This window comes from Vulcaniibacterium tengchongense (assembly GCF_003814555.1).
Taxonomy (GTDB): domain Bacteria; phylum Pseudomonadota; class Gammaproteobacteria; order Xanthomonadales; family Xanthomonadaceae; genus Vulcaniibacterium; species Vulcaniibacterium tengchongense.
The window spans coordinates 96,976-119,764 of sequence record NZ_RKQN01000002.1 but is presented as its reverse complement, the minus strand read 5'-3'; the positions used below and the strand labels follow the sequence as shown (position 1 = coordinate 119,764).

The 22,789-nt window shown below is 73.5% G+C and carries 21 protein-coding genes; 16 read left to right on the top strand and 5 right to left on the bottom strand.

Annotation, left to right across the window (positions count from 1 at the left end):
* Positions 1 to 189 precede the first annotated feature (189 nt).
* The 13 genes from gspE to EDC50_RS06820 all read left to right on the top strand — a co-directional run bounded on the left by gspE (position 190) and on the right by EDC50_RS06820 (position 13,938).
* Positions 190 to 1,911 (top strand): type II secretion system ATPase GspE, encoded by a 1,722-nt coding sequence (gene gspE / locus EDC50_RS06885; RefSeq protein ID WP_123769759.1) that lies wholly within the window; start codon positions 190 to 192, stop codon positions 1,909 to 1,911.
* Positions 1,912 to 2,606: 695 nt separating this feature from the next.
* Positions 2,607 to 3,824 (top strand): type II secretion system protein XpsF, encoded by a 1,218-nt coding sequence (gene xpsF, locus EDC50_RS06875; RefSeq protein ID WP_123769758.1) that lies wholly within the window; start codon positions 2,607 to 2,609, stop codon positions 3,822 to 3,824.
* A gap of 370 nt (positions 3,825 to 4,194) precedes the next feature.
* On the top strand, positions 4,195 to 4,629 hold the full coding sequence (gspG, locus tag EDC50_RS06870; RefSeq protein WP_123769757.1) for a type II secretion system major pseudopilin GspG: 435 nt from the start codon (positions 4,195 to 4,197) through the stop codon (positions 4,627 to 4,629).
* A gap of 28 nt (positions 4,630 to 4,657) precedes the next feature.
* A complete protein-coding gene (gene xpsH / locus EDC50_RS06865) occupies positions 4,658 to 5,131 on the top strand; it encodes a type II secretion system protein XpsH (RefSeq protein ID WP_123769756.1) in 474 nt (157 codons plus the stop codon).
* Between the two features lie 128 nt (positions 5,132 to 5,259).
* Positions 5,260 to 5,745 carry a type II secretion system protein XpsI gene (gene xpsI / locus EDC50_RS16635; protein WP_147674876.1) on the top strand — a complete coding sequence of 162 codons (486 nt, stop codon included), beginning with the start codon at positions 5,260 to 5,262 and terminating at the stop codon, positions 5,743 to 5,745.
* Entirely contained in the window at positions 5,742 to 6,410 is a 669-nt protein-coding gene (locus tag EDC50_RS06855) for a prepilin-type N-terminal cleavage/methylation domain-containing protein (RefSeq protein ID WP_123769754.1), read from the top strand. Before xpsI ends, EDC50_RS06855 begins: the two co-directional genes overlap by 4 nt.
* Positions 6,407 to 7,297, top strand: a complete 891-nt coding sequence (locus tag EDC50_RS06850) for a type II secretion system minor pseudopilin (RefSeq protein ID WP_123769753.1) — start codon at positions 6,407 to 6,409, stop codon at positions 7,295 to 7,297. Before EDC50_RS06855 ends, EDC50_RS06850 begins: the two co-directional genes overlap by 4 nt.
* A complete protein-coding gene (locus tag EDC50_RS06845; protein WP_244922523.1) occupies positions 7,294 to 8,508 on the top strand; it encodes a PilN domain-containing protein in 1,215 nt (404 codons plus the stop codon). The genes EDC50_RS06850 and EDC50_RS06845 overlap by 4 nt, the downstream gene beginning before the upstream one ends.
* A 10-nt stretch (positions 8,509 to 8,518) precedes the next feature.
* On the top strand, positions 8,519 to 9,151 hold the full coding sequence (gspM, locus tag EDC50_RS06840; protein ID WP_425477914.1) for a type II secretion system protein GspM: 633 nt from the start codon (positions 8,519 to 8,521) through the stop codon (positions 9,149 to 9,151).
* Positions 9,141 to 9,893, top strand: coding sequence for a general secretion pathway protein GspN (locus EDC50_RS06835; protein WP_123769750.1), 753 nt, complete (start codon positions 9,141 to 9,143; stop codon positions 9,891 to 9,893). The genes gspM and EDC50_RS06835 overlap by 11 nt, the downstream gene beginning before the upstream one ends.
* 2 nt (positions 9,894 to 9,895) lie before the next feature.
* Positions 9,896 to 12,118 (top strand): type II secretion system secretin GspD, encoded by a 2,223-nt coding sequence (gene gspD / locus EDC50_RS06830; RefSeq protein WP_123769749.1) that lies wholly within the window; start codon positions 9,896 to 9,898, stop codon positions 12,116 to 12,118.
* A gap of 106 nt (positions 12,119 to 12,224) precedes the next feature.
* The gene (locus EDC50_RS06825; RefSeq protein WP_123769748.1) at positions 12,225 to 13,070 is read left to right on the top strand and encodes a glycosyltransferase; all 846 of its coding nucleotides are present in this window, start codon (positions 12,225 to 12,227) and stop codon (positions 13,068 to 13,070) included.
* Positions 13,057 to 13,938: a glycosyltransferase family 2 protein gene (locus tag EDC50_RS06820; protein ID WP_123770398.1), complete on the top strand. Its 882-nt coding sequence runs from the start codon at positions 13,057 to 13,059 to the stop codon at positions 13,936 to 13,938. The genes EDC50_RS06825 and EDC50_RS06820 overlap by 14 nt, the downstream gene beginning before the upstream one ends.
* Here the strand turns inward: EDC50_RS06820 and EDC50_RS06815 are convergent.
* The 5 genes from EDC50_RS06815 to lpxO form a co-directional block, all read right to left on the bottom strand.
* Positions 13,935 to 15,266: an NCS2 family permease gene (locus EDC50_RS06815; protein ID WP_123769747.1), complete on the bottom strand. Its 1,332-nt coding sequence runs from the start codon at positions 15,264 to 15,266 to the stop codon at positions 13,935 to 13,937. The two genes, EDC50_RS06820 and EDC50_RS06815, sit on opposite strands and share 4 nt — an antisense overlap.
* 23 nt (positions 15,267 to 15,289) lie before the next feature.
* On the bottom strand, positions 15,290 to 16,117 hold the full coding sequence (pyrF, locus tag EDC50_RS06810; RefSeq protein ID WP_123769746.1) for an orotidine-5'-phosphate decarboxylase: 828 nt from the start codon (positions 16,115 to 16,117) through the stop codon (positions 15,290 to 15,292).
* 24 nt (positions 16,118 to 16,141) lie between these two features.
* Positions 16,142 to 16,879, bottom strand: a complete 738-nt coding sequence (gene map / locus EDC50_RS06805) for a type I methionyl aminopeptidase (protein WP_123769745.1) — start codon at positions 16,877 to 16,879, stop codon at positions 16,142 to 16,144.
* Positions 16,880 to 16,925: 46 nt separating this feature from the next.
* A complete protein-coding gene (ettA, locus tag EDC50_RS06800; protein WP_123769744.1) occupies positions 16,926 to 18,590 on the bottom strand; it encodes an energy-dependent translational throttle protein EttA in 1,665 nt (554 codons plus the stop codon).
* A 201-nt stretch (positions 18,591 to 18,791) separates the two neighbouring features.
* Entirely contained in the window at positions 18,792 to 19,697 is a 906-nt protein-coding gene (gene lpxO, locus EDC50_RS06795) for a lipid A hydroxylase LpxO (protein WP_123769743.1), read from the bottom strand.
* A gap of 238 nt (positions 19,698 to 19,935) precedes the next feature.
* Here lpxO and glyA point away from each other — a divergent pair, with 238 nt between their 5' ends.
* From glyA to EDC50_RS06780, 3 genes are all read left to right on the top strand, one after another.
* A complete protein-coding gene (gene glyA / locus EDC50_RS06790; RefSeq protein WP_123769742.1) occupies positions 19,936 to 21,189 on the top strand; it encodes a serine hydroxymethyltransferase in 1,254 nt (417 codons plus the stop codon).
* 124 nt (positions 21,190 to 21,313) lie between these two features.
* A complete protein-coding gene (gene nrdR / locus EDC50_RS06785) occupies positions 21,314 to 21,838 on the top strand; it encodes a transcriptional regulator NrdR (RefSeq protein WP_123769741.1) in 525 nt (174 codons plus the stop codon).
* A gap of 49 nt (positions 21,839 to 21,887) precedes the next feature.
* On the top strand, positions 21,888 to 22,778 hold the full coding sequence (locus EDC50_RS06780; protein ID WP_123769740.1) for a hypothetical protein: 891 nt from the start codon (positions 21,888 to 21,890) through the stop codon (positions 22,776 to 22,778).
* The last annotated feature ends 11 nt before the right edge of the window (positions 22,779 to 22,789 follow it).

The following is a 22,789-nucleotide window of genomic DNA, read 5'->3' as shown; positions in this document are numbered from 1 at the left end:
GCGTCGCGGCGGGCCACTCCCGCGTCCTGGCGTTCGCCCCCGCCGCCGTCCGTTCCGGAGCGGAGGAAGCCGGCGCGGCGGGCGTGCCGCCGGGTTCCCGACCGCGTCCGTGCGTCCCGTTCGGCGTCGCTTCGGCCGGCCGGGAGTGCCCCGGTGCTAAAGTCGGGCCTCTGATCGCAGGAGGGTGACGTGAACGCAGTCGCCTACGACACGGGCAGCGATACCGGCCTGGACGAGCGCATCGTCGAAGCCCTGCTGGCCAAGGGCCGGCTCAAGGAGCCGGACCTGGCGCGCGCGCGCCGGCTGCAGGAGGAGACCGGCGGCGGCCTGCTGGCGCTGCTGGCGCGGCTCGGCCTGGTGTCCGAGCGCGACCACGCCGAGACCGTGGCCGCGGTGATGGGCCTGCCGCTGGTCAGCGCCAAGGACGCGCCGGAACTGCCGCCGGAAGGCGTCGGCCTGTCGGTCCGGTTCATGAAGCAGTTCGCGGTCTGCCCGGTGGCCGAGAGCGAGAGCGCGGTCGACGTGCTGATGGCCGACCCGCAGGACGCCTACACCCTCGACGCCCTGCGCCTGGCCACCGGCCGCGAAGTGCGGCCGAAAGTGGCGCTGCGCTCGGAGATCGGCGACCTGATCGAACGCTGGCACGGCCAGGGCCGCAGCGCGATGGGCGCGATCGTCGAGACCGCCGAAGGCGAGGGCAACGGCGGCGACCTCGACGACGTCGAGCACCTGCGCGACCTCGCCTCCGAAGCGCCGGTGATCCGCCTGGTCAACCTGATCATCCAGCGCGCGGTCGAGCTGCGCGCCTCGGACATCCACATCGAACCGTTCGAGAACCGGCTCAAGGTGCGCTACCGCATCGACGGCGTGCTCGAGGAGGGCGAGTCGCCGCCGGCCAACCTCACCGCGGCGGTGATCTCGCGGGTGAAGATCATGGCCAAGCTCAACATCGCCGAGCGCCGCCTGCCGCAGGACGGGCGCATCATGCTGCGCGTGCAGGGCAAGGAGCTGGACCTGCGCGTGAGCACGGTGCCGACCTCGCACGGCGAGTCGGTGGTGATGCGCCTGCTCGACCGCGAGACCGTGGTCTTCGACTTCAAGCGGCTGGGCTTCACCGAGCACTTCCTGCCGCAGTTCGAGCGCGTGCTGGAGCAGCCGCACGGCATCCTGCTGGTGACCGGCCCCACCGGCTCGGGCAAGACGACGACGCTGTACACCGCGCTGAGCCGGCTCAACACGCCGGACGTCAAGATCATCACGGTCGAGGACCCGGTCGAATACCAGATCGAGGGCATCAACCAGATCCAGGCCAAGCCGCAGATCGGCCTGGACTTCGCCAACGCGCTGCGCTCGATCGTGCGCCAGGACCCGGACATCATCATGATCGGCGAGATGCGCGACCTGGAAACCTGCCGCATCGCGATCCAGTCCGCGCTCACCGGCCACCTGGTGCTGTCGACGCTGCACACCAACAACGCCGCCGGCGGCATCACCCGCCTGCTCGACATGGGCGTGGAGGACTACCTGCTGACCTCCACGGTCAACGGCATCCTCGCCCAGCGCCTGGTGCGCCGGCTCGAGCCCACCCATGCCGAGCGCTACCGGGCCACGCCCGAGGAAATCGACAAGTTCGGGCTGCGCCGCTTCCAGCCGCAGGGCGAGATCCATCTGTACCGCCCGCGCCCGTCGCCGCTGTCGCCGACCGGCTACCTCGGCCGCACCACGATCATGGAGTTCCTGGTGATGAACGACGAGCTGCGCCGCGCGGTGATGCGCCACGCCGGCATGGGCGAACTGGAGCAGATCGCGCGCCAGCACGGCATGCGCACGATGTACGAGGACGGCATCGCCAAGGCCCTGGCCGGCGAGACCACGATCGAGGAGGTGCTGCGGGTGACCGAGGACGCCTGAGCCCGCAAGCACGGGATAGAGGTGTCCTCGTTCCCGCGAAGCGGGAATCCCCCCCCCCTTTTTCGGCGCAGTGCCCGACGCAACGGCAAAGGATCGCATGGAAGAACGCCCCGCCGTCTGCCCCTGGCCCATCGCCGCTACGGTTCTGTATCCCGGCGTGACCCGCGAGCTGGTCGGTGGAACCCGGCAGCACCGTACTCATGCGGCCGAGGGCTTTTCATCGAAGTGCCATGCAACCGGGCTGGCCTGGCACGAATCGCGCGGCACCATGGCTTCGGCCATCGCTCGGGAAAGCGGATCAAGAAATGGCTGCGTGCATGGAAGGTGGAGCTGATCGAGAAAGGGAGCCCGTTGTGGGAGGATCTGTGGCCGAGAACCCTCGGCCTGGCGAGCGAGTGAAAGGACGAGGTCCCCGCTTTCGCGGGAAGGGCGGGCAAACGCGCTAGTCTCGGCGCCGACCGCCGACCGCCGACCGCCGACCGCCGACCGCCGACCGCCGACCGCCGACCGCCGACCGCCGACCGCCGACCGCGACTCCCGACCCGCGACTCCGACTCCGACTCCGACTCCGACTCCCGACTCCCGACTCCCGACTTCCGACTTCCGACTCCCGACTCCCGACTTCCGACTTCCGACTTCCGACTTCCGACTTCCGACTCCCGACTCCCGACTCCCGACTCCCGACTCCTTCCGCCATGCCCCTGTTCCACTACAAAGCCCTCAACCCCCGCGGCGAGCTGCTCGACGGGCAGATGGAGGCGGCGAGCCAGGCCGAGGTGGTGGCGCGGCTGCAGGAGCAAGGGCATCTGCCGGTGGAGGCGCGGCCGGCCGGCGAGGGCGGCGGCGCGTCGCTGTGGCGCGGGCTGTTCAAGCCCAAGCCGTTCGCCGGCGCGCGGCTGGTGCAGTTCACCCAGCAACTGGCCACCCTGCTCGGCGCCGGACAGCCGCTCGACCGCGCGCTGGGCATCCTGCTCGAACTGCCGGAGGACGAGGCCGCGCGCCGTACCATCGGCGACGTCCGCGACGCGGTGCGCGGCGGCAGCTCGCTGTCGGCGGCGCTGGACCGGCAGCACGGCACGTTCTCGCGCCTGTACGTGAACATGGTCCGCGCCGGCGAGGCCGGCGGCAGCCTGCACGAGACGCTGGCGCGCCTGGCCGACTACCTCGAGCGCTCGCGCGCGCTGCAGGGGCGGGTGGTCAACGCGCTGATCTACCCGGCGATCCTGCTGGCGATGGTCGGCGCGAGCCTGCTGTTCCTGCTCGGCTACGTGGTGCCGCAGTTCGCGACCATGTACGAGAGCCTGGACGCGGAACTGCCGCTGTTCACCCGGGTCGTGCTCGGCGTCGGCCTGTTCGTGCGCGACTGGTGGCTGCTGCTGGTCGTGCTGCCGGCGCTGGCGCTGTGGTGGCTCGACCGCAAGCGCCGCGACCCGGCGTTCCGCGAGGCGGTCGACGGCTGGCTGCTGCAGCGCCGTTTCGCCGGCGCCCTGGTGGCGAAGATCGAGACCGCGCGGCTGGCGCGTACGCTGGGCACCCTGGTGCGCAACGGCGTGCCGCTGATGAGCGCGCTGGCGATCGGCCGCAACGTGCTGGCCAACCGCGTGCTCGCCGCCGACGTCGAGGCGGCCGCGGAAGAGGTCAAGAACGGCGTGGCGCTGTCGACCGCGCTCGGCCGCGGCAAGCGCTTCCCGCGCCTGGCGCTGCAGATGATCCAGGTCGGCGAGGAGTCCGGCGCGCTCGACGCGATGCTGGTCAAGACCGCGGAGACCTTCGAACAGGAGACCTCGCTCGCGCTCGACCGCATGCTCGCCGCGCTGGTGCCGGCGGTGACCGTGGTGCTGGCGGCGGTGGTCGGCGTGGTGGTGCTGGCGGTGCTGATGCCCATCTACGACCTCACCGGGTCGATCGGGTGAAGCCAGGCGCTTGCGCGGCGTTGCCGCGCATCGCGCGAACGCCCGGGCGGCCGGGCCGGGCGATCCGCAGCCGGCGCGGCGCCGCCGGATGACGGGAACCGGGCGCGGATGCGGCGGTCGCAAGCGTGGCCGCGCGGCCTGCCGAACGCCCGCCATGCCGGAGTCAGGCGATCCGTCCGTGGGGTGGGCCAGGAAAGGCGAGGAACCCGAAGCGCACCGGGCGCGTGCCGCACCGCCGCCCGCACGGCCCCGCCGGTACCCTTGCCGTGTTTCCGCAGGCACGCAACGGGGAACTGAACGCCTGCCGCCGCAGTCAGCCCATCGGTCATCGAATTCGGGTAAACAATCGCTTCTCCACAAGGACACGACCATGCGCAATCGCCGTTCCGCCACCCGTTTCCCGTCCCCCGCGCGCCAGCGCGGCATGAGCCTGATCGAGATCATCATCGTGATCGTGCTGATCGGCGCGGTGCTGGCCTTCGTCGGCACCCGCGTGCTCGGCGGCAAGGACCGCGGCGACTACAACCTGGCCAAGGCGCAGGTGCAGACCCTGGCCGGCAAGATCGAATCGTTCCAGATGGACACCGGGCGGCTGCCGGCCTCGCTGGAGGAACTGGTGACCCAACCGGCGGACACCGCCGGCTGGCTCGGCCCGTACGCGAAGGCGACCGAACTGAAGGACCCGTGGGGCCATCCGGTCGAATACCGCGCGCCGGGGCAGAGCGGGCCGTTCGACCTGGTGATCCTGGGCAAGGACGGCAAGCCCGGCGGCACCAGCGTCGACGCCGACATCAAGTACGAATAACCGCGCGGGCGCCGAGCCGGAGCGCGGCATGCGAACCCGGAGCCGCGGCACCTCGCTGCTGGAGATGTTGCTGGTGATCGTGCTGATCGCCGCGATCGGCGTGCTCGCCGCCGCCGCGCTCGGCGGCGGCGTGCGCGGGCTGCAGTTGCGCTCGGCGGCGAAGGAGATCGCCGCGCAGCTGCGCTACACCCGTACCCAGGCGATCGCCACCGGCCGGCCGCAGCGCTTCACCCTCGATCCGGCCGCGCACGCCTGGAGCGCGCCGAACGGCCGCCGCGGCGAGATCGACGAGGCGGTGCGGGTGAGCTTCGTCGGCGCGCGCGAGGCGCAGCCTCGCCGCGGCGAGGGCGCGATCGTGTTCTTCGCGGACGGCGCCTCCACCGGCGGCCGGGTGCGGCTGAGCGTCGAGCGCGCGGCCTGGGACATCGACGTGGCCTGGCTGACCGGCGAGGTGCGGCTGCGCCGGGGCGAAGCCGAGCCGCGGCGGGAGACGGCGCAATGAGCGCGGCGCAGCCAGCTCCGGGCCGGTGCGCCGGCGCGGGCAGTGCGGCGGATCGGCGTCGCCCGTTCCCGCGCGGAAATCCCCCGGCGCGGGCCTGGGCCGCCGCGGGCCGCGGGGCGCCGGCCGGCGTGTACGCCGCGCGGTCGCCGCGGCCGGCCTCCGGCGAACGGGCGTCGCGCGCCGCCGTCGCGGCGCGCCGCCAGCGCGGCTACACCCTGATCGAGGTGATCGTCGCCTTCGCGCTGCTCGCGCTGGCGCTGACCCTGCTGTTGGGCACGCTGTCGGGCGCCGCGCGGCAGGTGCGCTGGTCCGGCGATGCCGGGCGCGCGGCGCTGTACGCGCAATCGCTGCTGGACCAGGTCGGGGTCGGCGAGCCGGTGGTCGCGGGCGAGCGCGCCGGCGAGCTCGAGCAGGGCCGCTACCGCTGGCGGCTGCGCATCACGCCGTGGCAGGACCCGGTGCTCGCCGCTACCGGCGCGCCGGTCGATCCGACCGCGGCGCGCCTGTTCGAACTGACGCTGGGCGTGGAGTGGGGCGAGGCCGGCCCCGGGCAGCGCCTGCAACTGCGCAGCCTGCGGCTGGTGCCGGCCGACGCCCAGGCGGTGCCGCCATGAGCGGCGGCGCACGTGCCCCGGGGCGGGCGGCGGGCGGCTTCACCCTCATCGAGGTGATGCTGGCGACCGTGCTGCTCGCCGCCGGTCTGGGCCTGGCCTTCGCCACGCTCGGCGCCGCCAGCCGCAGTGCGGCGCGCGGCGAGGCGATCGCCCGCGACAGCGAACGCATGCGCGCGGTCGAGGGTTTCCTGCGCGCGCGCCTGAGCGCGGCGCGGCCGGTCGCGTTCGGCCTCGACCCGGGCAGCGCCCTGCCGCTGCGCTTCGTCGGCGAGCCGGAGCGGCTGCGCTTCGTCGCCGACCTGCCGGATTACCTCGGCCGCGGCGGGCCCTACCTGCACGACTTCGCGCTGGTGGACGACGGCGACGGCGTGCGCATGACCCTGGGCCTGGGCATGGTGCTGGCCGGCGAGGTGGTCGAGGAAACCGCGCCGCGGCCGCCGGACACGCTGGTCGAAGGGCTGCGCGGCGCGCGCTTCCGCTACCGCGCGCTGGACGAGACCGGCCGCCTCGGCCCCTGGCTCGATCGCTGGCCGGCCAGCGACCGCCTGCCGCTGCTGGTCGAGGCGACCCTGGTCGACCGCGACGGCCGCGCCTGGCCGCCGCTGGTGGTCGCGCTGCCGCAGGCCGGCGCGCAGATCGGCGAGCCGATGGCGGTGACCCCATGAGCGCGCGCCGGCCCCGGCCGCGCGGCGCGGCGTTGATCCTCGTGCTGTGGCTGATCGCGCTGCTGACCGCGCTGGTCGGCGGCTTCGCCCTGGCCGCGCGGGTCGAGAACCTGCAGGCGCGGGTGCTGGTCCGCGGCCTGGTCGCGCAGCAGGTCGCGCGCGCCGGCCTCGAGTACGCGCTGACCCGGATCGCCGCGCCCGACCCGCGCCTGCGCTGGCGCCCGGACGGCCGCGCCTACCGCTGGCGCTACGCCGGCGCCGAGGTCGAGGTGCGCCTGGTCGACGAGAACGGCAAGGTCGACCTCAACCAGGCCGACCCGGCCCTGCTCGCCGCGCTGCTGCGCGCCGCGGGCGTCGAGCAGGACCAGGCGCCGCGGCTGGCGGGGGCGATCGTCGACTGGCGCGACCGCGACCCGCTGACCCAGCCCGCCGGCGGCGGCGAGGACGCCGACTACGCCTCGGCCGGGCTGCCCTACGGGGCCAAGGACGCCGAGTTCGAGAGCGTGGCCGAACTGCAGCAGGTGCTGGGCATGACCCCGGCCCTGTATGCGCGGCTGGCGCCGGACCTGACCGTCTACAGCGGCCGCGCGCGGCCGGATCCGGCGTTCGCCTCCGCGCGGGTGCTGGATGCGATGGGCATGAATGGCGCCGAACTGGTCGCGCAGCGCGAGCGCGCGAATCCCGCCGCGGCCGCCCCGCAGGACGAGGAAGCGCTGGACCTGGCGTTGGCCGGGGAAGGCAGCGGCACCTATAGTATCGACAGCCATGCACGCCTGGCCGACGGCCGGGAAGCGCGGCTCCGGGCGGTCGTACGGGCGCAGGGCAGTGCCGTGCCTGGCCTGGCCTACACGACGCTGCGATGGGAGGAGGGAGCTTCGCCACAATGAATGCACGGAGCGAGAGCCGGCCGCGGGCCGACTGGGCGCAGGAGCGGCTGCGCCGCCTGGGCGCGCGCCTCGCGCCCGGCGCCGGCGGCTTTCTCGCCTGGTGGGGGCGCAACCTCGCCGCCTGGCTGCCGCCGCGCGCGCGCCGCGTGCTCGACCTGGACCGGGGCCGGTTGCTGCTGCAGCTGGACGCCGGCCTGCTGCGCCTGCGCCTGCAGCAGGGCGCGGAGTTGCGCGAGCTGGGCAGCGTGCCGCTGCCGGAGGCCGAGGCGGCCGGCGTGAGCGGCGTCGCGGTCGCCGCCGATCCGCTCGCGCGCCTGCTGCCGCCGCGCCTGGCCGACCGCCCGCGCTGGCTGCTGCTGCCGGCCGCCGCCGGCCTGCGCCGGCGCCTGCTGCTGCCGGCCGCCGCCGCCGAGCGCCTGCGCGACGTGGTCGGCTTCGAGATCGACCGGCAGACGCCGTTCGACGCCGCCGCGGTGGCGTTCGACGCGCGCCTGCTGCGGCGGCGCGAGGGCGATGGCCAGATCGAGGCCGAACTGGTCGCGGTACCGCGCCAGCGCCTGGATCCGCAGCTGCAGGCGCTCGGCCCGCTGGCCGGGACCCTGGCCGGCATCGACCTGGCCGCGGCGGACGGCGCTCCGCTCGGGGTCAACCTGCTGGCGCCGGCGCAGCGCCGCCGCCACCGCGACCCGTTCCGCTACTGGAACCTGGCCCTGGCCGCGGTCGCGCTGCTCGCGGTCGCGGCCGCGCTTTGGCAGTTGCTCGCCAACCGCCGCGCCGCGGCCGAGGCGCTCGAGCGGTCGATCGCCGAACACGCCGAGCAGGCGCGCAGCGCCGCGGCGCAGCGCCAGGAGCTGGTCGAGCTGATCGAAGGCCAGGCCTTCCTCGACCGCACCCGCGCCGAACGTCCGCCGGCGATCGCGGTGATCGACGAGCTCAGCCGGCGCCTGCCCGACAGCACCTATCTGGAGAAGCTGGCGATCGAGGAGGAGAGCCTGCTGCTGATCGGCCTCAGCCGCGAGGCGCCGTCGTTGATCCAGCGCCTGCAGGGCTCGCCGCTGTGGCGCGCGCCGGCGCTGACCGGCGCGTTGCAGCCGGACCCGGGCAGCGGCCGCGACCGTTTCACCCTGACCGCGCAGCTCGGCCCGGCGCCGGCCGCTGCGCCGGCGCGCGCCGGCGGCGGTCCGGCCGCGGAGGGCGACGATGGCCGCTGACGCCGTGCCGCTGCGGCGCCGGTTCGACCGCGACCGCTGGATCGCCCTGGGCCTGTTGCTGGCGCTGCTGGCACTGGCCTACCTGGTCCTGATCCATCCCTGGTGGACGGTGCCGATGCTGGAGGCGAACGAGCGCATCCGCACCCTGCAGCAGCGCGAACTGCGCCAGCGCATGCAGTTGCAGCAGGCGCCGCTGGTGCAGCGCCGGCTGGCGCAGATCCGCGCCCAGCAGGCCAGCCGCCCCGGTTTCCTGCCCGAGGCGAGCGCGGAACTGGCCACCGCGGCGCTGGTGCAGCGGCTCGAGGGCGTGGTCGCGCAGGCCAGCCCGGGCAACCGCAGCTGCGCGATCAGCAACCGCTCGCCGCTGACCACGCCCGGCCGCGACCGCTACCCGCGGGTGGTGGTGCAGGTGCGCCTGCGTTGCGGCACGCCGGAACTGGCGGCGGTGCTGCACGCGCTGGAAGGCGGCACGCCGCGGCTGTTCGTCGGCAACCTCAACATCCTGTCCTCGCGCGGCTACTTCCTGCCGGGCAACGCTCAGCCCACCGGCGACGGCGGCCTGGACGTGAGCTTCGACCTGTACGGCTACCTGCGCCCGGGCGCGGGTGCGCCGCGATCCGCGGAGGCGGCCCGTGCGCCTTGACGACGCCGGCCCGCGCACCTGGCTGCTGGCGGCCTGCGCCGGCTGGGCGCTGCTCGCCTGGCTGCTGGCGCTGGCCGGCATGGGCGGGCGGGTGCAGCCCTTGGCCGACGACCCGGGCCAGCTGCCGCCGCTGCCGCAGCCGCGGCCGCCGTCGGCGGCGACCGAGATCGGCCCGCTGTCGCGCTACGACCAGTTCGCCGCGCGGCCGCTGTTCACCCAGGACCGCCGGCCCAAGCCGTTCGTGCTGCAGGGCCAGGGCGACGGCGAGGCGCAGGCGGCCGACTTCGACTACGTGCTGACCAGCGTGCTGATCACGCCCGGGTTGCGGATGGCGATCCTGCAGCCGCCGGACGGCGGCGACTCGGTGCGGGTCAAGCTCGGCGAGGCGCCCGGTTCGCTGCCGGCGTGGCGGCTGGTCGAGCTCGATCGCCGCGGCGCGGTGTTCGAAGGCCCCGAGGGCCGGCGCGAGCTGAACCTGCGCGTGTTCGACGGCAAGGGCGGGCAGCCGCCGACGCCGAGCGGGCTGGCCGGCCGCCCCGCGCCGGTCGGCGTGCCGGTGGCGCCGCCGCAGCCCGCGCCGGTGCCGGCGCCGCCGCCGGGCGCGGAGCCGACGCCGCAGCAGACCGAGCAAGCGCAGATGGAAGCGATCCGCAGGCGCATCGAAGCGCGCCGCGCCCAGCTGCGCCAGCAGCAATCGCAGCAGTCGCCGCAACCCCCGCAGAATTCGCCGCCGGTACAGTGACCATGAAGCCACAGCCCCGCTCCACCGCGACCCGCGCGATCGCCAGCGCCACCCTCGCCAGCCTGCTGGCGTCCTGCGCGACGGCGCCGGTGCCGCGTCTGCAGCGCGCGGACGACCCGGGGGCGGCGCCCGCCGCCGGCGCGGATGCGGCCGCCGCGGCCGGGGCGCCGGCCGCGGACGCCGGCGACGCGCGCCCGCAGATCCGCCGCGGCAGCGGCCAGGTCATCAACGAGACCGCCGCCACCGCGCCGCCGCCGGTGCTCGGCGGCAGCAGCGGCTCGGCGACGTTCAACTTCGAGGGCGAATCGCTGCACGCCGTGGTCAAGGCGATCCTCGGCGACATGCTCGGGCAGAACTACGTGATCGCGCCGGGCGTGCAGGGCACGGTCACCCTGGGCACGCCCAAGCCGGTCAGCCCGGCCGAGGCGCTGAACCTGCTGGAGATGGTGCTGGGCTGGAACAACGCGCGCCTGGTCTACAGCGGCGGCCGCTACAACATCGTCCCGGCCGACCAGGCGCTGGCCGGCACGGTCGCGGCGCGCGCCGGCTCGCCGGCCACGGCGCGCGGCTTCGAGGTGCGCGCCGTGCCGCTGCGCTACGTCTCCGCCACCGAGATGGAGAAGATCCTCAAGCCGTACGCGCGCCCCAACGCCATCGTCAACGTCGACAACGCCCGCAACGTGATCACCGTCGGCGGCAGCCGCGCGGAACTCGAGAACTACCTGCGCACGATCCAGGTGTTCGACGTCGACTGGCTGGCCGGCATGTCGGTGGGCGTGTTCCCGCTGCAGTCGAGCCGCGCGACCAAGGTGGTCGCCGACCTGGAGAAGGTATTCGGCGAGCAGAGCAAGTCGCCGGTCGCCGGCATGTTCCGGTTCATGCCGCTGGAGGGGCCGAACGCGGTGCTGGTGATCACCCCGCAGGCGCGCTACCTCGACGAGATCCAGCAGTGGCTGGACCGCATCGACAGCGCCGGTACCGGCGCGCAGCTGTTCTCCTACGAGCTGAAGTACATCAAGGCGCGCGACCTCGCCGAGCAGCTGGCCAACGTGTTCGGCGTCGGCGGCAACCGCGGCGGCGGCGCGGCCCAGCCCTCGCTGATGCCGGGGCTGGAGTCGGTGGAACTGCAGGACACCGAGGACGGCAGCGTCGCCAACATCGGCGGCACGCCGGCCGCGAGCGACACCGGCACCGCCGGCAGCGGAACCGGCGGCCTCGGCGGCGGTTCGCTGTCGCTCAACCGGGAGCGGAGCGGCAACGCCGCCGTCACCCTGGAAGTCGACGGCGACCGCGTCGGGGTGTCGGCGGTGGAGGAGACCAACTCGATCCTGGTCCGCAGCAGCCCGGCGGCGTGGAAGTCGATCCGCGACGTGATCGAGAAGCTGGACGTGATGCCGACCCAGGTGCACATCGAGGCGCAGGTGGTCGAGGTGACCCTCTCGGGCGCGCTGCAGTACGGCGTGAACTGGTTCTTCGAGCGCGCGGTCACCGACGCCGGCCTGCCGAGCGCGGTCGGCCGCGACACCTGGAGCACGATCGCCGGCAGCATCCGGCCGATCGGCAGCGACGGCAGCGGCGGCCTGTCGTGGACCTTCCTCGGCACCAACGCCGCGGCGGTGATCAGCGCGCTCGACCAGATCACCGACCTGCAGTTGCTGCAGACCCCGTCGGTGTTCGTGCGCAACAACGCCGAGGCCACGCTCAACGTCGGCAGCCGCATCCCGATCTCCTCGGTCACGATCAACCCCAATTCCGACAGCGACACCACCTACAGCCAGGTCCAGTACCTGGATACCGGCACCATCCTCAAGGTGCGGCCGCGGGTGACCAAGGACGGGATGGTGTTCCTGGACGTGGTCCAGGAGGTCAGTTCGCCGGGCAGCGTCGAGACCGCGGACCGCAACGGCAACGTGCGCATCAACACGCGCAAGCTCAAGACCGAGGCGGCGGTGCGCAGCGGCGAGACGATCATGCTCGCCGGCCTGATCAGCGATACCGTCGACCGCGGCTCCTCGGGCTTCCCCGGGCTGAGCCGGATCCCGGTGATCGGCGGGCTGTTCGGCAGCCAGCGTTCGCGCAAGGAGCGCAACGAAGTCATCGTGCTGCTGACGCCCACCATCGTCCGCAACCCGGAGGAATCGCGCGCGCTGACCGACGAGTACTCGCGCCGCTTCCGGGCCATGGAGCCGTTGCAGCGGACGCCGCGCCAGCCCGGGCAGCAGTGACGGCGAGGCCGGCGGCATCCATGCGCAGACCCCCGTTCCCGGCCGCGGCCGGGACTCGCCCGCGGCCGCGCCCCCACGGGTCGGCGCCCGCACGCGGGCCGGCGCCATGAGCGCGGCCGCGCCGGTCGAGCCGATCGTGGTGGTGCCCGTCGGCGCCGACGACGACGCGCTCGACGCCTGCCTGGCCGCGCTCGACGCGGCCACCCCCGCCGGCACCCCGGTGTGGCTGGCGGACGACGCGCAGGCGGGCCCGCGCGGCTACGCCATCGTCGAGCGCTGGATCGCGCGCACCCGGCTGCGCGCGGACTACACCCGCCGCCAGCGCGGCATCGGCGAGGCCGCGCACCTGGACGAGGTGCTGAAGGCGTGCGGCGACGCGGACGTGGCGGTGCTCGCGCCGGATGCGGTGCCGGCGCCGGGCTGGCTGGCCCGGCTCGGCGACTGCTTCGCCGCCGACGGCGCGATCGCCACCGCCACGCCGTGGAGCAACGCGGGCGAGGCGGCGTCGTGGCCGCGCATCGGCGAGATCGCGCCGATGCCGGACGACCTGCCCGCGCTCGGCCGCGCCGCTGCGGCGATGCCGGCCCAGTACCCGGAGCTGCCGGCGGCGATCGGCCATGCGGTGCTGCTGCGCGGCACCGCGCGCCGCCGTGCCGGCGGGCTCGACACCGCCAGCTATGGTTCCTGGTACGCGGCGCTGATCGACCTGTCGCTGCGCCTGGCCGGGCTGGGCTGGCGCAACGCGCTGTGCGAGACCGCCTTCGTCGCCCGCCGCGGCGAGGGCCGCCCGGCCGACGGCGACATGGACGCGCTCAACGCGCGCTGGCCGGACTGGCATTCGCGCCTGGCCCACTACTTGATGCAGGACCCGCTGCGCGACGCGCGCACGCGCCTGGGCGCATCGCTCGAGCGCGTCGGTCCGCCGGAGCCGCAACGTGATCTCTTCGCCTGACCCCCGAGCCGACGGCATCGCCGCGGTGGTGGTGACCCACCGCAGCGCCGAGACCATCGACGACTGCCTGCGCCGCCTGCGCGCCGCCGATGGCGTGGCCGCGGTGCGGGTGGTCGACAACGCCTCCGACGACGACACGCTGGAGATCGTGCAGCGCCACGCGATGGCCGACCCGCGCGTGCGCTTCATCGCCAACCCGGACAATCCCGGCTTCGCCGTGGCCTGCAACCAAGGGGCGGCCGACGCCGGCGCGACGCCGTGGCTGGCCTTCGTCAATCCCGACTGCCTGGTCGAGGCGGACTCGCTGGCGCGGCTGCGCGCGCTGGCGGCGGCGCGCGCGCCGGCGCTGCTCGGCGCCGACCTGGTCGACGACGGCGGCGTGCGCGACGGCGCGGCCCGGCGCCGCGACCCGGACTTCGCCGCGCTGCTGCGCGGCGCCTTGCGCGGCGCGTCGGCGTCGGCGCGGCTGGAGATCGCCCCGGACGACGCGCTCGAACTGCAGCCGGTCGAGGCGCTGTCCGGCGCGTTGATGCTGCTGCCGCGCGCGCTGTTCGACCGCATCGGCGGCTTCGACGAAGGCTACCGCCTGCACGCCGAGGACCTGGACCTGTGCCGGCGCGCGCGCCAGGCCGGCGCGCTGGTCGCGGTGGCCAACCGGGTGCGGGTGCTGCACGTGCGCGGCGTGTCCAGCCGTTCGCGGCCGCTGTTCGTCGAATGGCACAAGCACCGCGGCCTGTGGCGCTACTACCGCAAGTTCGAGGCGGCCCGCCGCGGCGCGGCGGTGAGCGCGGCGGTGTTCGCGGCGATCTGGCTGCGCTTTCCGCTGGCGCTGGCGCGGGCCTGGGCGCGGAGCCGCGCGGCCGCCTAGGCGAGGGCGAAGCGCAGCACGAACAGCGCCGCGACCAGCCACGCCGCCGGGTGCACCTCGCGCGCCCGGCCGGCGCAGGCCTTCAGCGCGACGTAGGCGATGAAGCCGAACGCGAGTCCGTTGGCGATCGAGTAGGTGAACGGCATCGCCAGCGTGCACAGCGCCGCCGGCACCGCCTCGGTGAGGTCGTCCCAATGCACGTCGCCGAGGTCGCGCAGCATCAGCCCGGCGACGAACAGCAGCGCCGGAGCGACCGCGTAGGCCGGCACCATCGCCGCCAGCGGCGAGAACGGCAACGCCAGCAGGAACAGCAGCGCCACCACCAGCGCGGTCAGGCCGGTGCGGCCGCCGGCCTGCACGCCCGATGCGCTTTCGATGTAGGCGGTGGTGCTGCTGGTGCCGAGCAGCGAGCCGGCGAGGATCGCGCTGCTGTCGGCGAACAGCGCGCGGCCGAAGCGCTTCTGCTGCGCCGGGGTGGCGTCGTGCGCGGGCAGCAGCCCGGCGCGGCGCGCCACGCCCATCAGCGTGCCGGTGGCGTCGAACACTTCCACCAGCACGAACACGATGACCACGTGCAGCATCGCGTCCAGCGACAGGCTTTCGCCGCCGCCGAGCGCGCCGGCGACGTCGAGCTGCAGGAAGGTGGGCGCCAGGCTCGGCGGCACCGCGAGCAGCCCCCGGTACTGCACCAGGCCCAGCAGCAGCGCGGCCGCGGTGACCGCGAGGATGCCGATCAGGATCGCGCCGCGCACGCGCCGGATCTCCAGCGCGGCGATCAGCAGGAACCCGCACAGCGCCAGCAGCGGCTCCGGCGTGCGCAGGTCGCCCAGCGCCACTAGCGTGTCCGGGTTGCCGACGATCACCTCCGCCTTCTGCAGGGCGATGATCGCCAGGAACAGGCCGATGCCGGCGGTGATCGCCGCGCGCAGCGACGGCGGGATGCCAGCGATCAGCCAGGCGCGCGCCCCCGAGGCGCTGAGCAGCAGGAACGCCACGCCGGAGACGAACACCGCGCCCAGCGCCTGCTGCCAGCTGTAGCCCATCGCGCCGACCACGGTGAAGGCGAAGAACGCGTTCAGGCCCATGCCCGGCGCCATGCCGACCGGGTAGTTGGCGGCGAAGGCCATCACCAGCGAGCCGATCGCCGCGGCCAGGCAGGTGGCCACGAACACCGCGCCGCCGTCCATGCCCGCGGTGGCGAGGATGCTCGGGTTGACGAAGACGATGTAGGACATCGTCAGGAACGTGGTCAGCCCGGCCACCAGCTCGGTGCGCGGGTCGCTGCCGTGCGCGCGCAGCTTGAACAGCGATTCGAGGACGCGGGACATGGCGTATGCGTCCTGGCGCGGCCTCAGCGGTAGCGGTTGATCTGGTCGCGCAGCGCACGCGCGGCGCGCCCCGCGGCCTCGGCGTAGTCGTCGCCGGCCGAGGCGTACAGGATCGCGCGCGAGCTGCTGACGATCAGGCCGGTGCCGTCGGGGGTCCTGGCGTTGCCCACCACCGCTTCGACGTCGCCGCCCTGCGCGCCGACGCCGGGCACCAGGATCGGCAGCTCGCCGACGATCGCGCGCACCTCGCGCAGTTGCTCCGGCCAGGTCGCCCCGACCACCAGCGCGCAGTTGCCGTGGCCGTTCCATTCCAGCGCCACCTTCTCGGCGACGCGCTGGTACAGCGGCTTGGCGGCGCCGTTTTCGGCGGTCACCACCAGGTCCTGCAGGTCGCCCGCGCCCGGATTGGAGGTGCGGCACAGGATCACCACGCCGCGGTCGGCGCGGTCGAGCAGGGGCTGCAGCGAATCGCGGCCCAGGTACGGGTTGGCGGTGACCGCGTCGGCGCGGTAGCGGTCGAAGGCCTCGGCGGCGTAGTGCCGGGCGGTGCTGCCGATGTCGCCGCGCTTGGCGTCGAGGATCACCGGCACGCCCGGGTGCGCCGCGCGCAGGTGCGCGATCAGCCGCGCCAGCGCGTCCTCGGCGCCGAGCGCGGCGAAGTGGGCGACCTGCGGCTTGAACGCGCAGGCGTACTCGGCGGTGGCGTCGGCGATGTCGCGGCAGAACCCGAACACCGCGTCCGGGTCGCGCGCGAACCGGGCCGGGAACTTCGCCGGTTCCGGGTCGAGGCCGACGCAGACCAGGGAGCCGGCGGCCTGCCAGCGCGCGCGTAGCGATTGCATGAAGGACATGGCGGCCTCGCTGCGGAGAAAGGGTCAGGTCACCACGATCGGCTCGCCGCGGGTGACGATCACGGTGTGTTCGAATTGCGCCGCCACGCCGCGCGGGCACACCAGCGACCAGCCGTCGCCCGTCTCCCGGACCTGCGTGCAATGCGTCGCCAGGAAGGGTTCGACCGTGATCACCATGCCCTCGTGCAGCCGGCGCGGGTCGCGCGGGTCGTAGTGGCCCGGAATGCTGCCGGGCGCCTCGTGCAGCGCGCGGCCGACGCCATGGCTGCCCAGGTTGCGGATCACGCGGAAGCCGCGGCGCGCGGCGACCGCTTCGACCGTCCGGCCGATGCCGTTGAGCCGTTCGCCGGCGCGCAGCCGGGCGATCGCGCGGTCGCGCGCTTCCCGCGTCGCGTCGAGCAGGCGCCGCTGCGCCAGGGTCGGGGCGCCGACCACGAAGCTGGCGCCGGTGTCGGCGAAGTAACCGTCGAGCTCCGCGGACACGTCGATGTTCACCAGGTCGCCGTCGCGCAGCACGGTGCCGTCGGGAACGCCGTGCGCGGCGACCTCGTTGACGCTGATGCAGGTGGCCCCCGGGAAGCCGTAGGTCAGCGCCGGGGCGGAACGCGCCCCCGCCTCGCGCAGCAGCGCGCCGCCGTAGGCGTCGAGGTCGCGCGCGACGGTCCCGGCGGTCGCGGCATCGCGCATCGCCGACAGCACCTGCGCGACCAGCGCGCCGACCCGGCGGAGGCCGTCGATGTCCTGCTGGTGCCGTACCGTCATCCCGCCTCCTCGCGCGGACGGGACCGTCGCCGGTCCCGTCCTCCCGTCACTTCAGGGCCTTGAAGCGCAGCCGGTGCGGCTTGGCGCCTTCCTCGCCGAGGCGGCGCTTCTTGTCCGCCTCGTATTCGCGGTAGTTGCCCTGGAAGAACTCCACGTGCGAGTCGCCCTCGAAGGCGAGGATGTGGGTGGCGATGCGGTCCAGGAACCAGCGGTCGTGCGAGATCACGAAGGCGTTGCCGGGGAACTCCAGCAGCGCGTCTTCCAGCGCGCGCAGGGTCTCCACGTCCAGGTCGTTGGACGGCTCGTCGAGCAGCAGCACGTTGCCGCCCTGCAGCAGGGTCTTGGCCAGGTGCAGGCGGCCGCGCTCGCCGCCGGACAGGCTGCCGACGATCTTCTGCTGGTCCTGGCCCTTGAAGTTGAAGCGGCCGATGTAGGCGCGCGACTGGATCTCGATGCCGTTGATGTTGAGGATGTCCAGGCCGCCGGAGACTTCCTGGAACACGGTGTGGTTGCCTTCCAGCTTGTCGCGGCTCTGGTCGACGTAGGCCAGCTTCACCGTCGGGCCGATCACGATCTCGCCCGAGTCCGGCTTCTCCTGGCCGGTGATCATCTTGAACAGGGTCGACTTGCCGGCGCCGTTGGGGCCGATGATGCCGACGATCGCGCCCGGCGGCACGATGAAGCTCAGGTCGTCGATCAGCAGCCGGTCGCCGAAGCGCTTGGAGACGTTCTTGAACTCGATCACCGAGTTGCCCAGGCGCTCGCCCGGCGGGATGAAGATCTCGTTGGTCTCGTTGCGCTTCTGGTACTCGACCGACTGCAGCTCCTCCAGGCGGGCCAGGCGCGCCTTGCCCTTGGAACGGCCGCCCTTGGCGTTCTGCCGCGCCCATTCCAGCTCGCGTGCGATCGCCTTCTGCCGCGCCTTCTCCTGGTTCTCTTCCTGCTTCAGGCGCTCTTCCTTCTGCACCAGCCACTCGGTGTAGTTGCCCTTCCACGGGATGCCGCGGCCGCGGTCGAGCTCGAGGATCCACTCGGCGGCGTTGTCGAGGAAGTAGCGGTCGTGGGTGACGGCCACCACCGTGCCCGGGAAGCGCTGCAGGAACTGCTCCAGCCACTCCACCGACTCGGCGTCGAGGTGGTTGGTCGGCTCGTCCAGCAGCAGCATGTCGGGCTTCTGCAGCAGCAGGCGGCACAGTGCGACGCGGCGCTTCTCGCCGCCGGACAGGTGGCCGATCTTCGCGTCCCACGGCGGCAGGCGCAGCGCGTCGGCGGCCACCTCCAGCTGCTGCTCGAGCATGTGCGCGTCGCCGGAGGCCAGGATCGCCTCCAGCCGCTGCTGCTCGGCGGCCAGCTTGTCGAAGTCGGCGTCCGGCTCGGCGTAGGCGGCGTAGACCTTGTCCAGCTCGGCCTGGGCGCTGAGGATCTCGCCCACGCCTTCCTCGACCGCCTCGCGCACGGTCTGGTCCGGGTCCAGCTGCGGTTCCTGCGGCAGGTAGCCGATCTTGATGCCCGGCTGCGGCCGCGCCTCGCCGGTGTAGTCCTTGTCGACGCCGGCCATGATCCGCAGCACGGTGGACTTGCCCGCGCCGTTCAGGCCGAGCAGGCCGATCTTGGCGCCGGGCAGGAACGACAGCGAGATGTCCTTGATGATCTGGCGCTTCGGCGGGACCGTCTTGGACACGCCGATCATGGTGTAGATGTATTGCGACATGGAGGCTCCGGAACCGGGGCGCGCCGAGCCCGGCCGGGGCGGCCAGGAGCGGGGCGTGGGAAGCGGCGATTGTACCAGCCTCCAGCCGGAGCCGGGCCGCGGACGGCCAAGGGCCGGAATCAGCAACCGGAAAGCGGGAACGAGGAACCGGCGGGGCGCTTCCCCCGTTTCCCGTTCCGCTTCACCCGTTCCCGGCCTGGCTCAGATCCACACGATGAACGCCACCACCAGCGCCACGCCCAGGTACTTCAGCGCGTAGTACAGGTTCTTGTTGCGCTCGCGCAGGGCCTTGGCCTTCAGGCGCACGGCGTAGAAGTACTTGAACAGGCGGTTGATCGCGCCGGTCCTGTCGCCTTCCATGTTCGGCGAGGCGCCGGCGGCGATCAGGTGGCGGGCGACGAAGCGGTTGAACGCGCGCGCCCAGCCGAACTTCAGCGGCCGCTCGACGTCGCAGAACAGGATGATGCGGTTCTGCGCGGAGTCGTTGCGCGCCCAGTGGATGTAGGTCTCGTCGAACATGGTCCATTCGCCGTCGCGCCAGCTGTAGCGCTGGCCGTCGACCGCGATGTAGCAGGCGTCGTCGTTCGGCGTCTCCAGCCCCAGGTGCAGGCGCAGCGAGCCCGCGTACGGGTCGCGGTGCGGGCGCAGCTCGCTGCCGGGCGGCAGCTCGGTGAACATCGCCGCCTTGACGCTGGGGATCTGCCGCAGCAGCTCGGTGGTGCGCGGGCACAGCGTCGCCGCGGACGGGTGCGCGTCGTCGTACCACTTCAGGTAGAAGCGCTTCCAGCCGCGGCGGAAGAACGAGTTGAAGCCGACGTCGTTGTAGCCGTCGGCGGCCTTGATCTGCTGCAGCTCGCGCAGGCGGCGGGCCTCCTCGCGGATCGCCTGCCAGTTGGCGCGCAGCGGCTCCAGCTCGGGGAAGTGGCGGCCCGGGTCGTCCAGGAACGGCGTGGTCGGCACCCGCGAGAACGCGTACATCAGCACGTTGACCGGGGCCATGAAGGTGGAGTGGTCGAGCAGCTGCCGGCCGAGCCGGTGCCGGACCTTGCCGCGCAGGTGCACGTACACCGCGCTGGCGACGAAGAGCAGTACGAGGACCCATTTCATGGGCGGCTTCCTGGGGAGGAGGGGAGCGCGCGGCGTTCGGACCGTTCCGGCCGCGGCGGAGGCGCCGGTGCGTGGCGGGCGCCGGGCCGCATTCTAGGGGCTGTGGCGCGCAGCGAACAGTTCGCCGCCCCGGCGCCCGCGCCGCGGGCCCGGCCCCGGTCGCGCCTGCTACCATGCGCCGATCCGCGGCCGCGCCCTGCGCCGGCGATTTTCCCCTTATCCGTCCGAGGTTTCGCGCATGTTTCCCAGCTCCGCCCGCATCGCCGGTTACGACGACGAACTCGCCCAGGCCATCGCCGACGAGGCGCGCAGGCAGGAGGACCACGTCGAGCTGATCGCCTCGGAGAACTACGCCAGCCCGCGGGTGCTGGAGGCGCAGGGCAGCGTGCTGACCAACAAGTACGCCGAAGGCTACCCCGGCAAGCGCTACTACGGCGGCTGCGAGTACGTCGACGTGGCCGAGCGGCTCGCGATCGACCGGGTCAAGCAGCTGTTCGGCGCCGACTACGCCAACGTGCAGCCGCACAGCGGCTCGCAGGCCAACCAGGCGGTCTACTTCGCCCTGCTGAACCCCGGCGACACCCTCCTCGGCATGTCGCTGGCGCACGGCGGGCACCTGACCCACGGCGCCAAGGTCAACCTGTCGGGCAAGCTGTTCAACGCGGTGCAGTACGGCGTCAACGACCAGGGCCTGATCGACTACGACGAGGTCGAGCGCCTGGCGCTTGAGCACCGGCCGAAGATGGTGGTGGCCGGGTTCTCCGCCTACTCGCAGGTGGTGGACTGGGCGCGCTTCCGCGCCATCGCCGACAAGGTCGGCGCCTGGCTGTTCGTCGACATGGCCCACGTGGCCGGGCTGGTCGCCGCGGGCGTGTACCCGAACCCGTTGCCGCATGCGCACGTGGTCACCTCGACCACGCACAAGACCCTGCGCGGCCCGCGCGGCGGCATCATCCTGGCGCGGGATCCGTCCGAGGAGCTGGGCAAGAAGCTGCAGAGCATCGTCTTCCCGGGCATCCAGGGCGGGCCGCTGATGCACGTGATCGCGGCCAAGGCGGTGGCATTCAAGGAGGCACTGGAGCCGGAGTTCAAGGCCTACCAGCAGCAGGTGGTGCGCAATGCCCAGGCCATGGCCGAGGCGATCATGGCGCGCGGCTACCGGATCGTCTCCGGCGGCACCCAAAACCACCTGATGCTGGTCGACATGATCGGCAAGGACGTCAGCGGCAAGGACGCGGAGGCCGCGCTCGGCAAGGCCCACATCACCGTGAACAAGAACGCGGTGCCGAACGACCCGCGCTCGCCGTTCGTGACCTCGGGCCTGCGCCTGGGCACGCCGGCGGTGACCACCCGCGGCTACAAGGAGGACGACTGCGTCGCCCTGGCCAACTGGATCTGCGACGTGCTCGACAACCCGAACGACGAGGGCGTGATCGCCGCGGTGCGCGAGAACGTCGTCGCGCAGTGTCGCCGCTTCCCGGTCTACGGTTAAGGCCGGGAACGGAAGATGAGGAACGCGCAACGGATGGAGGCGTCGCGGCGTTCGTCCCGCGATGGCTTGCGCGCCCGCCGGGCCTGCTCGGGTTCCTCGTTCCCCCTCGCTCGTTCCTAGCGCCATGCACTGCCCCTTCTGCCAGCACCCCGACACCCGCGTGATCGACTCGCGGGTGTCCGACGACGGCGCGACCATCCGCCGCCGGCGCGTGTGCGAGGCCTGCGGCGAGCGCTTCTCGACCCTGGAGACGATCGAGCTCAAGCTGCCGCTGATCGTCAAGAACGACGGCCGCCGCGAGGCCTTCGACGCGCGCAAGCTGCGCGCCGGCTTCGACCGGGCGCTGCAGAAGCGTCCGGTGTCGGAGGAGCAGATCGAGGCGGCGGTGCGCGCGGTGGTGCACAAGCTGCGCATGACCGCCGAGCGCGAGCTGTCCTCGCGCCGCGTCGGCGAATTCGTGATGGCCGAGCTGCGCAAGCTCGACCACGTCGCCTACGTGCGTTTCGCCTCGGTGTACCGCGCGTTCCAGGACGTCGCCGATTTCCGCGAGGAACTCGACCGGCTGGAGAGCGACGCCGCCGGCGAGGGCCAGCTGCCGCTGCTCGGCGACGACGAGCCCGCCCCGCGCGGCAAGGGGCGTGTCCGCTGAGCCGGCCCGGCTTCGCGGCGCGGGCATCACGGCAAAATCCGGAGCATCGATGACGAACCGACTTCCTCGTTTCCGCGCCGCCTGCATGATCGCGGCGAGCCTGTGCCTGCCCTTCGGCAGCGGCTGCGCCGCCGATGCCGACGACGCGGCCCGCGCGGCGCAAGCGGCCGCACGCGCCGCGGAAGCCGCGGCGGACGCGGCGTCGGCCGGAACCGACGCCGCCCCGGCGCCGTCCGCCCCGGCGGATCCTGCGCTGCGCGCCAGCCTGGTCGGGCGGTGGGCGATGGACGAGGACGAGCGCGAGGAACTGGATTCGGACCTCGAGCTGCGCGCGGACGGCCGCTACGAATTCCGGCTGCGCTTCGCCGGCGCCGAGCGCCGCCAGCACGGGCGCTGGCGGCTGCTCGGGCGCGAGGCGGTGGCGCTGGCGCCGGAATCCTCCGACGCGCTGGCGCTGGCGACGGGCCGCGCCTATACCGCCGAGGAACTGCGCCAGGCGGCCGCGGCGGGCTCGCTGGAACAGGCGGTGGCGCTCGGCCTGGTGCCTGCGGGGCCGTGGCTGATGCAGCAGCCGGCGACCGCGGGCGAACCGGTGTCGATCACGCTCAGCGATCCGCTGGTCGGTGTCGCGGCGCCGGGCGCGGCGGTCGCGATCGAGTTCGCCGACGGCCGCACGGTCGAGGCGAGCCGCGTGGCCGGCAACGAGTTCGAACTGCGGCCCGATCCGGCGCGGGCGCCGCCGCGCCGGATCGGCGTGCGCTTCGCCCGGGACCGGGACTACCGCTGGCTGGCCTTGTCCGGGCCGTTGCGGCGCTACTACGCGCTGCTGTTCGACGCCTGCGAAGCGGGCCACTGCGGCTCGCCGCCGGTGCTGCTGATCACCCGGCAGCGCGGCGAGCGCGCGCTCAACGCGGGGTTCGGCCTGTACCGGCGGCGTTGAGCGGCAACGCG

Excerpts from the sequence above, each read along its gene's own strand:
- xpsF (WP_123769758.1), top strand. The coding sequence starts at position 2,607 with ATGCCCCTGTTCCACTACAAAGCCCTCAACCCCCGCGGCGAGCTGCTC.
- gspG (WP_123769757.1), top strand. The coding sequence starts at position 4,195 with ATGCGCAATCGCCGTTCCGCCACCCGTTTCCCGTCCCCCGCGCGCCAG.
- xpsH (WP_123769756.1), top strand. The coding sequence starts at position 4,658 with ATGCGAACCCGGAGCCGCGGCACCTCGCTGCTGGAGATGTTGCTGGTG.
- EDC50_RS06855 (WP_123769754.1), top strand. The coding sequence starts at position 5,742 with ATGAGCGGCGGCGCACGTGCCCCGGGGCGGGCGGCGGGCGGCTTCACC.
- EDC50_RS06850 (WP_123769753.1), top strand. The coding sequence starts at position 6,407 with ATGAGCGCGCGCCGGCCCCGGCCGCGCGGCGCGGCGTTGATCCTCGTG.
- EDC50_RS06845 (WP_244922523.1), top strand. The coding sequence starts at position 7,294 with ATGAATGCACGGAGCGAGAGCCGGCCGCGGGCCGACTGGGCGCAGGAG.
- gspD (WP_123769749.1), top strand. The coding sequence starts at position 9,896 with ATGAAGCCACAGCCCCGCTCCACCGCGACCCGCGCGATCGCCAGCGCC.
- EDC50_RS06825 (WP_123769748.1), top strand. The coding sequence starts at position 12,225 with ATGAGCGCGGCCGCGCCGGTCGAGCCGATCGTGGTGGTGCCCGTCGGC.
- EDC50_RS06815 (WP_123769747.1), bottom strand. The coding sequence starts at position 15,266 with ATGTCCCGCGTCCTCGAATCGCTGTTCAAGCTGCGCGCGCACGGCAGC.
- pyrF (WP_123769746.1), bottom strand. The coding sequence starts at position 16,117 with ATGTCCTTCATGCAATCGCTACGCGCGCGCTGGCAGGCCGCCGGCTCC.
- map (WP_123769745.1), bottom strand. The coding sequence starts at position 16,879 with ATGACGGTACGGCACCAGCAGGACATCGACGGCCTCCGCCGGGTCGGC.
- ettA (WP_123769744.1), bottom strand. The coding sequence starts at position 18,590 with ATGTCGCAATACATCTACACCATGATCGGCGTGTCCAAGACGGTCCCG.
- lpxO (WP_123769743.1), bottom strand. The coding sequence starts at position 19,697 with ATGAAATGGGTCCTCGTACTGCTCTTCGTCGCCAGCGCGGTGTACGTG.
- glyA (WP_123769742.1), top strand. The coding sequence starts at position 19,936 with ATGTTTCCCAGCTCCGCCCGCATCGCCGGTTACGACGACGAACTCGCC.
- nrdR (WP_123769741.1), top strand. The coding sequence starts at position 21,314 with ATGCACTGCCCCTTCTGCCAGCACCCCGACACCCGCGTGATCGACTCG.
- EDC50_RS06780 (WP_123769740.1), top strand. The coding sequence starts at position 21,888 with ATGACGAACCGACTTCCTCGTTTCCGCGCCGCCTGCATGATCGCGGCG.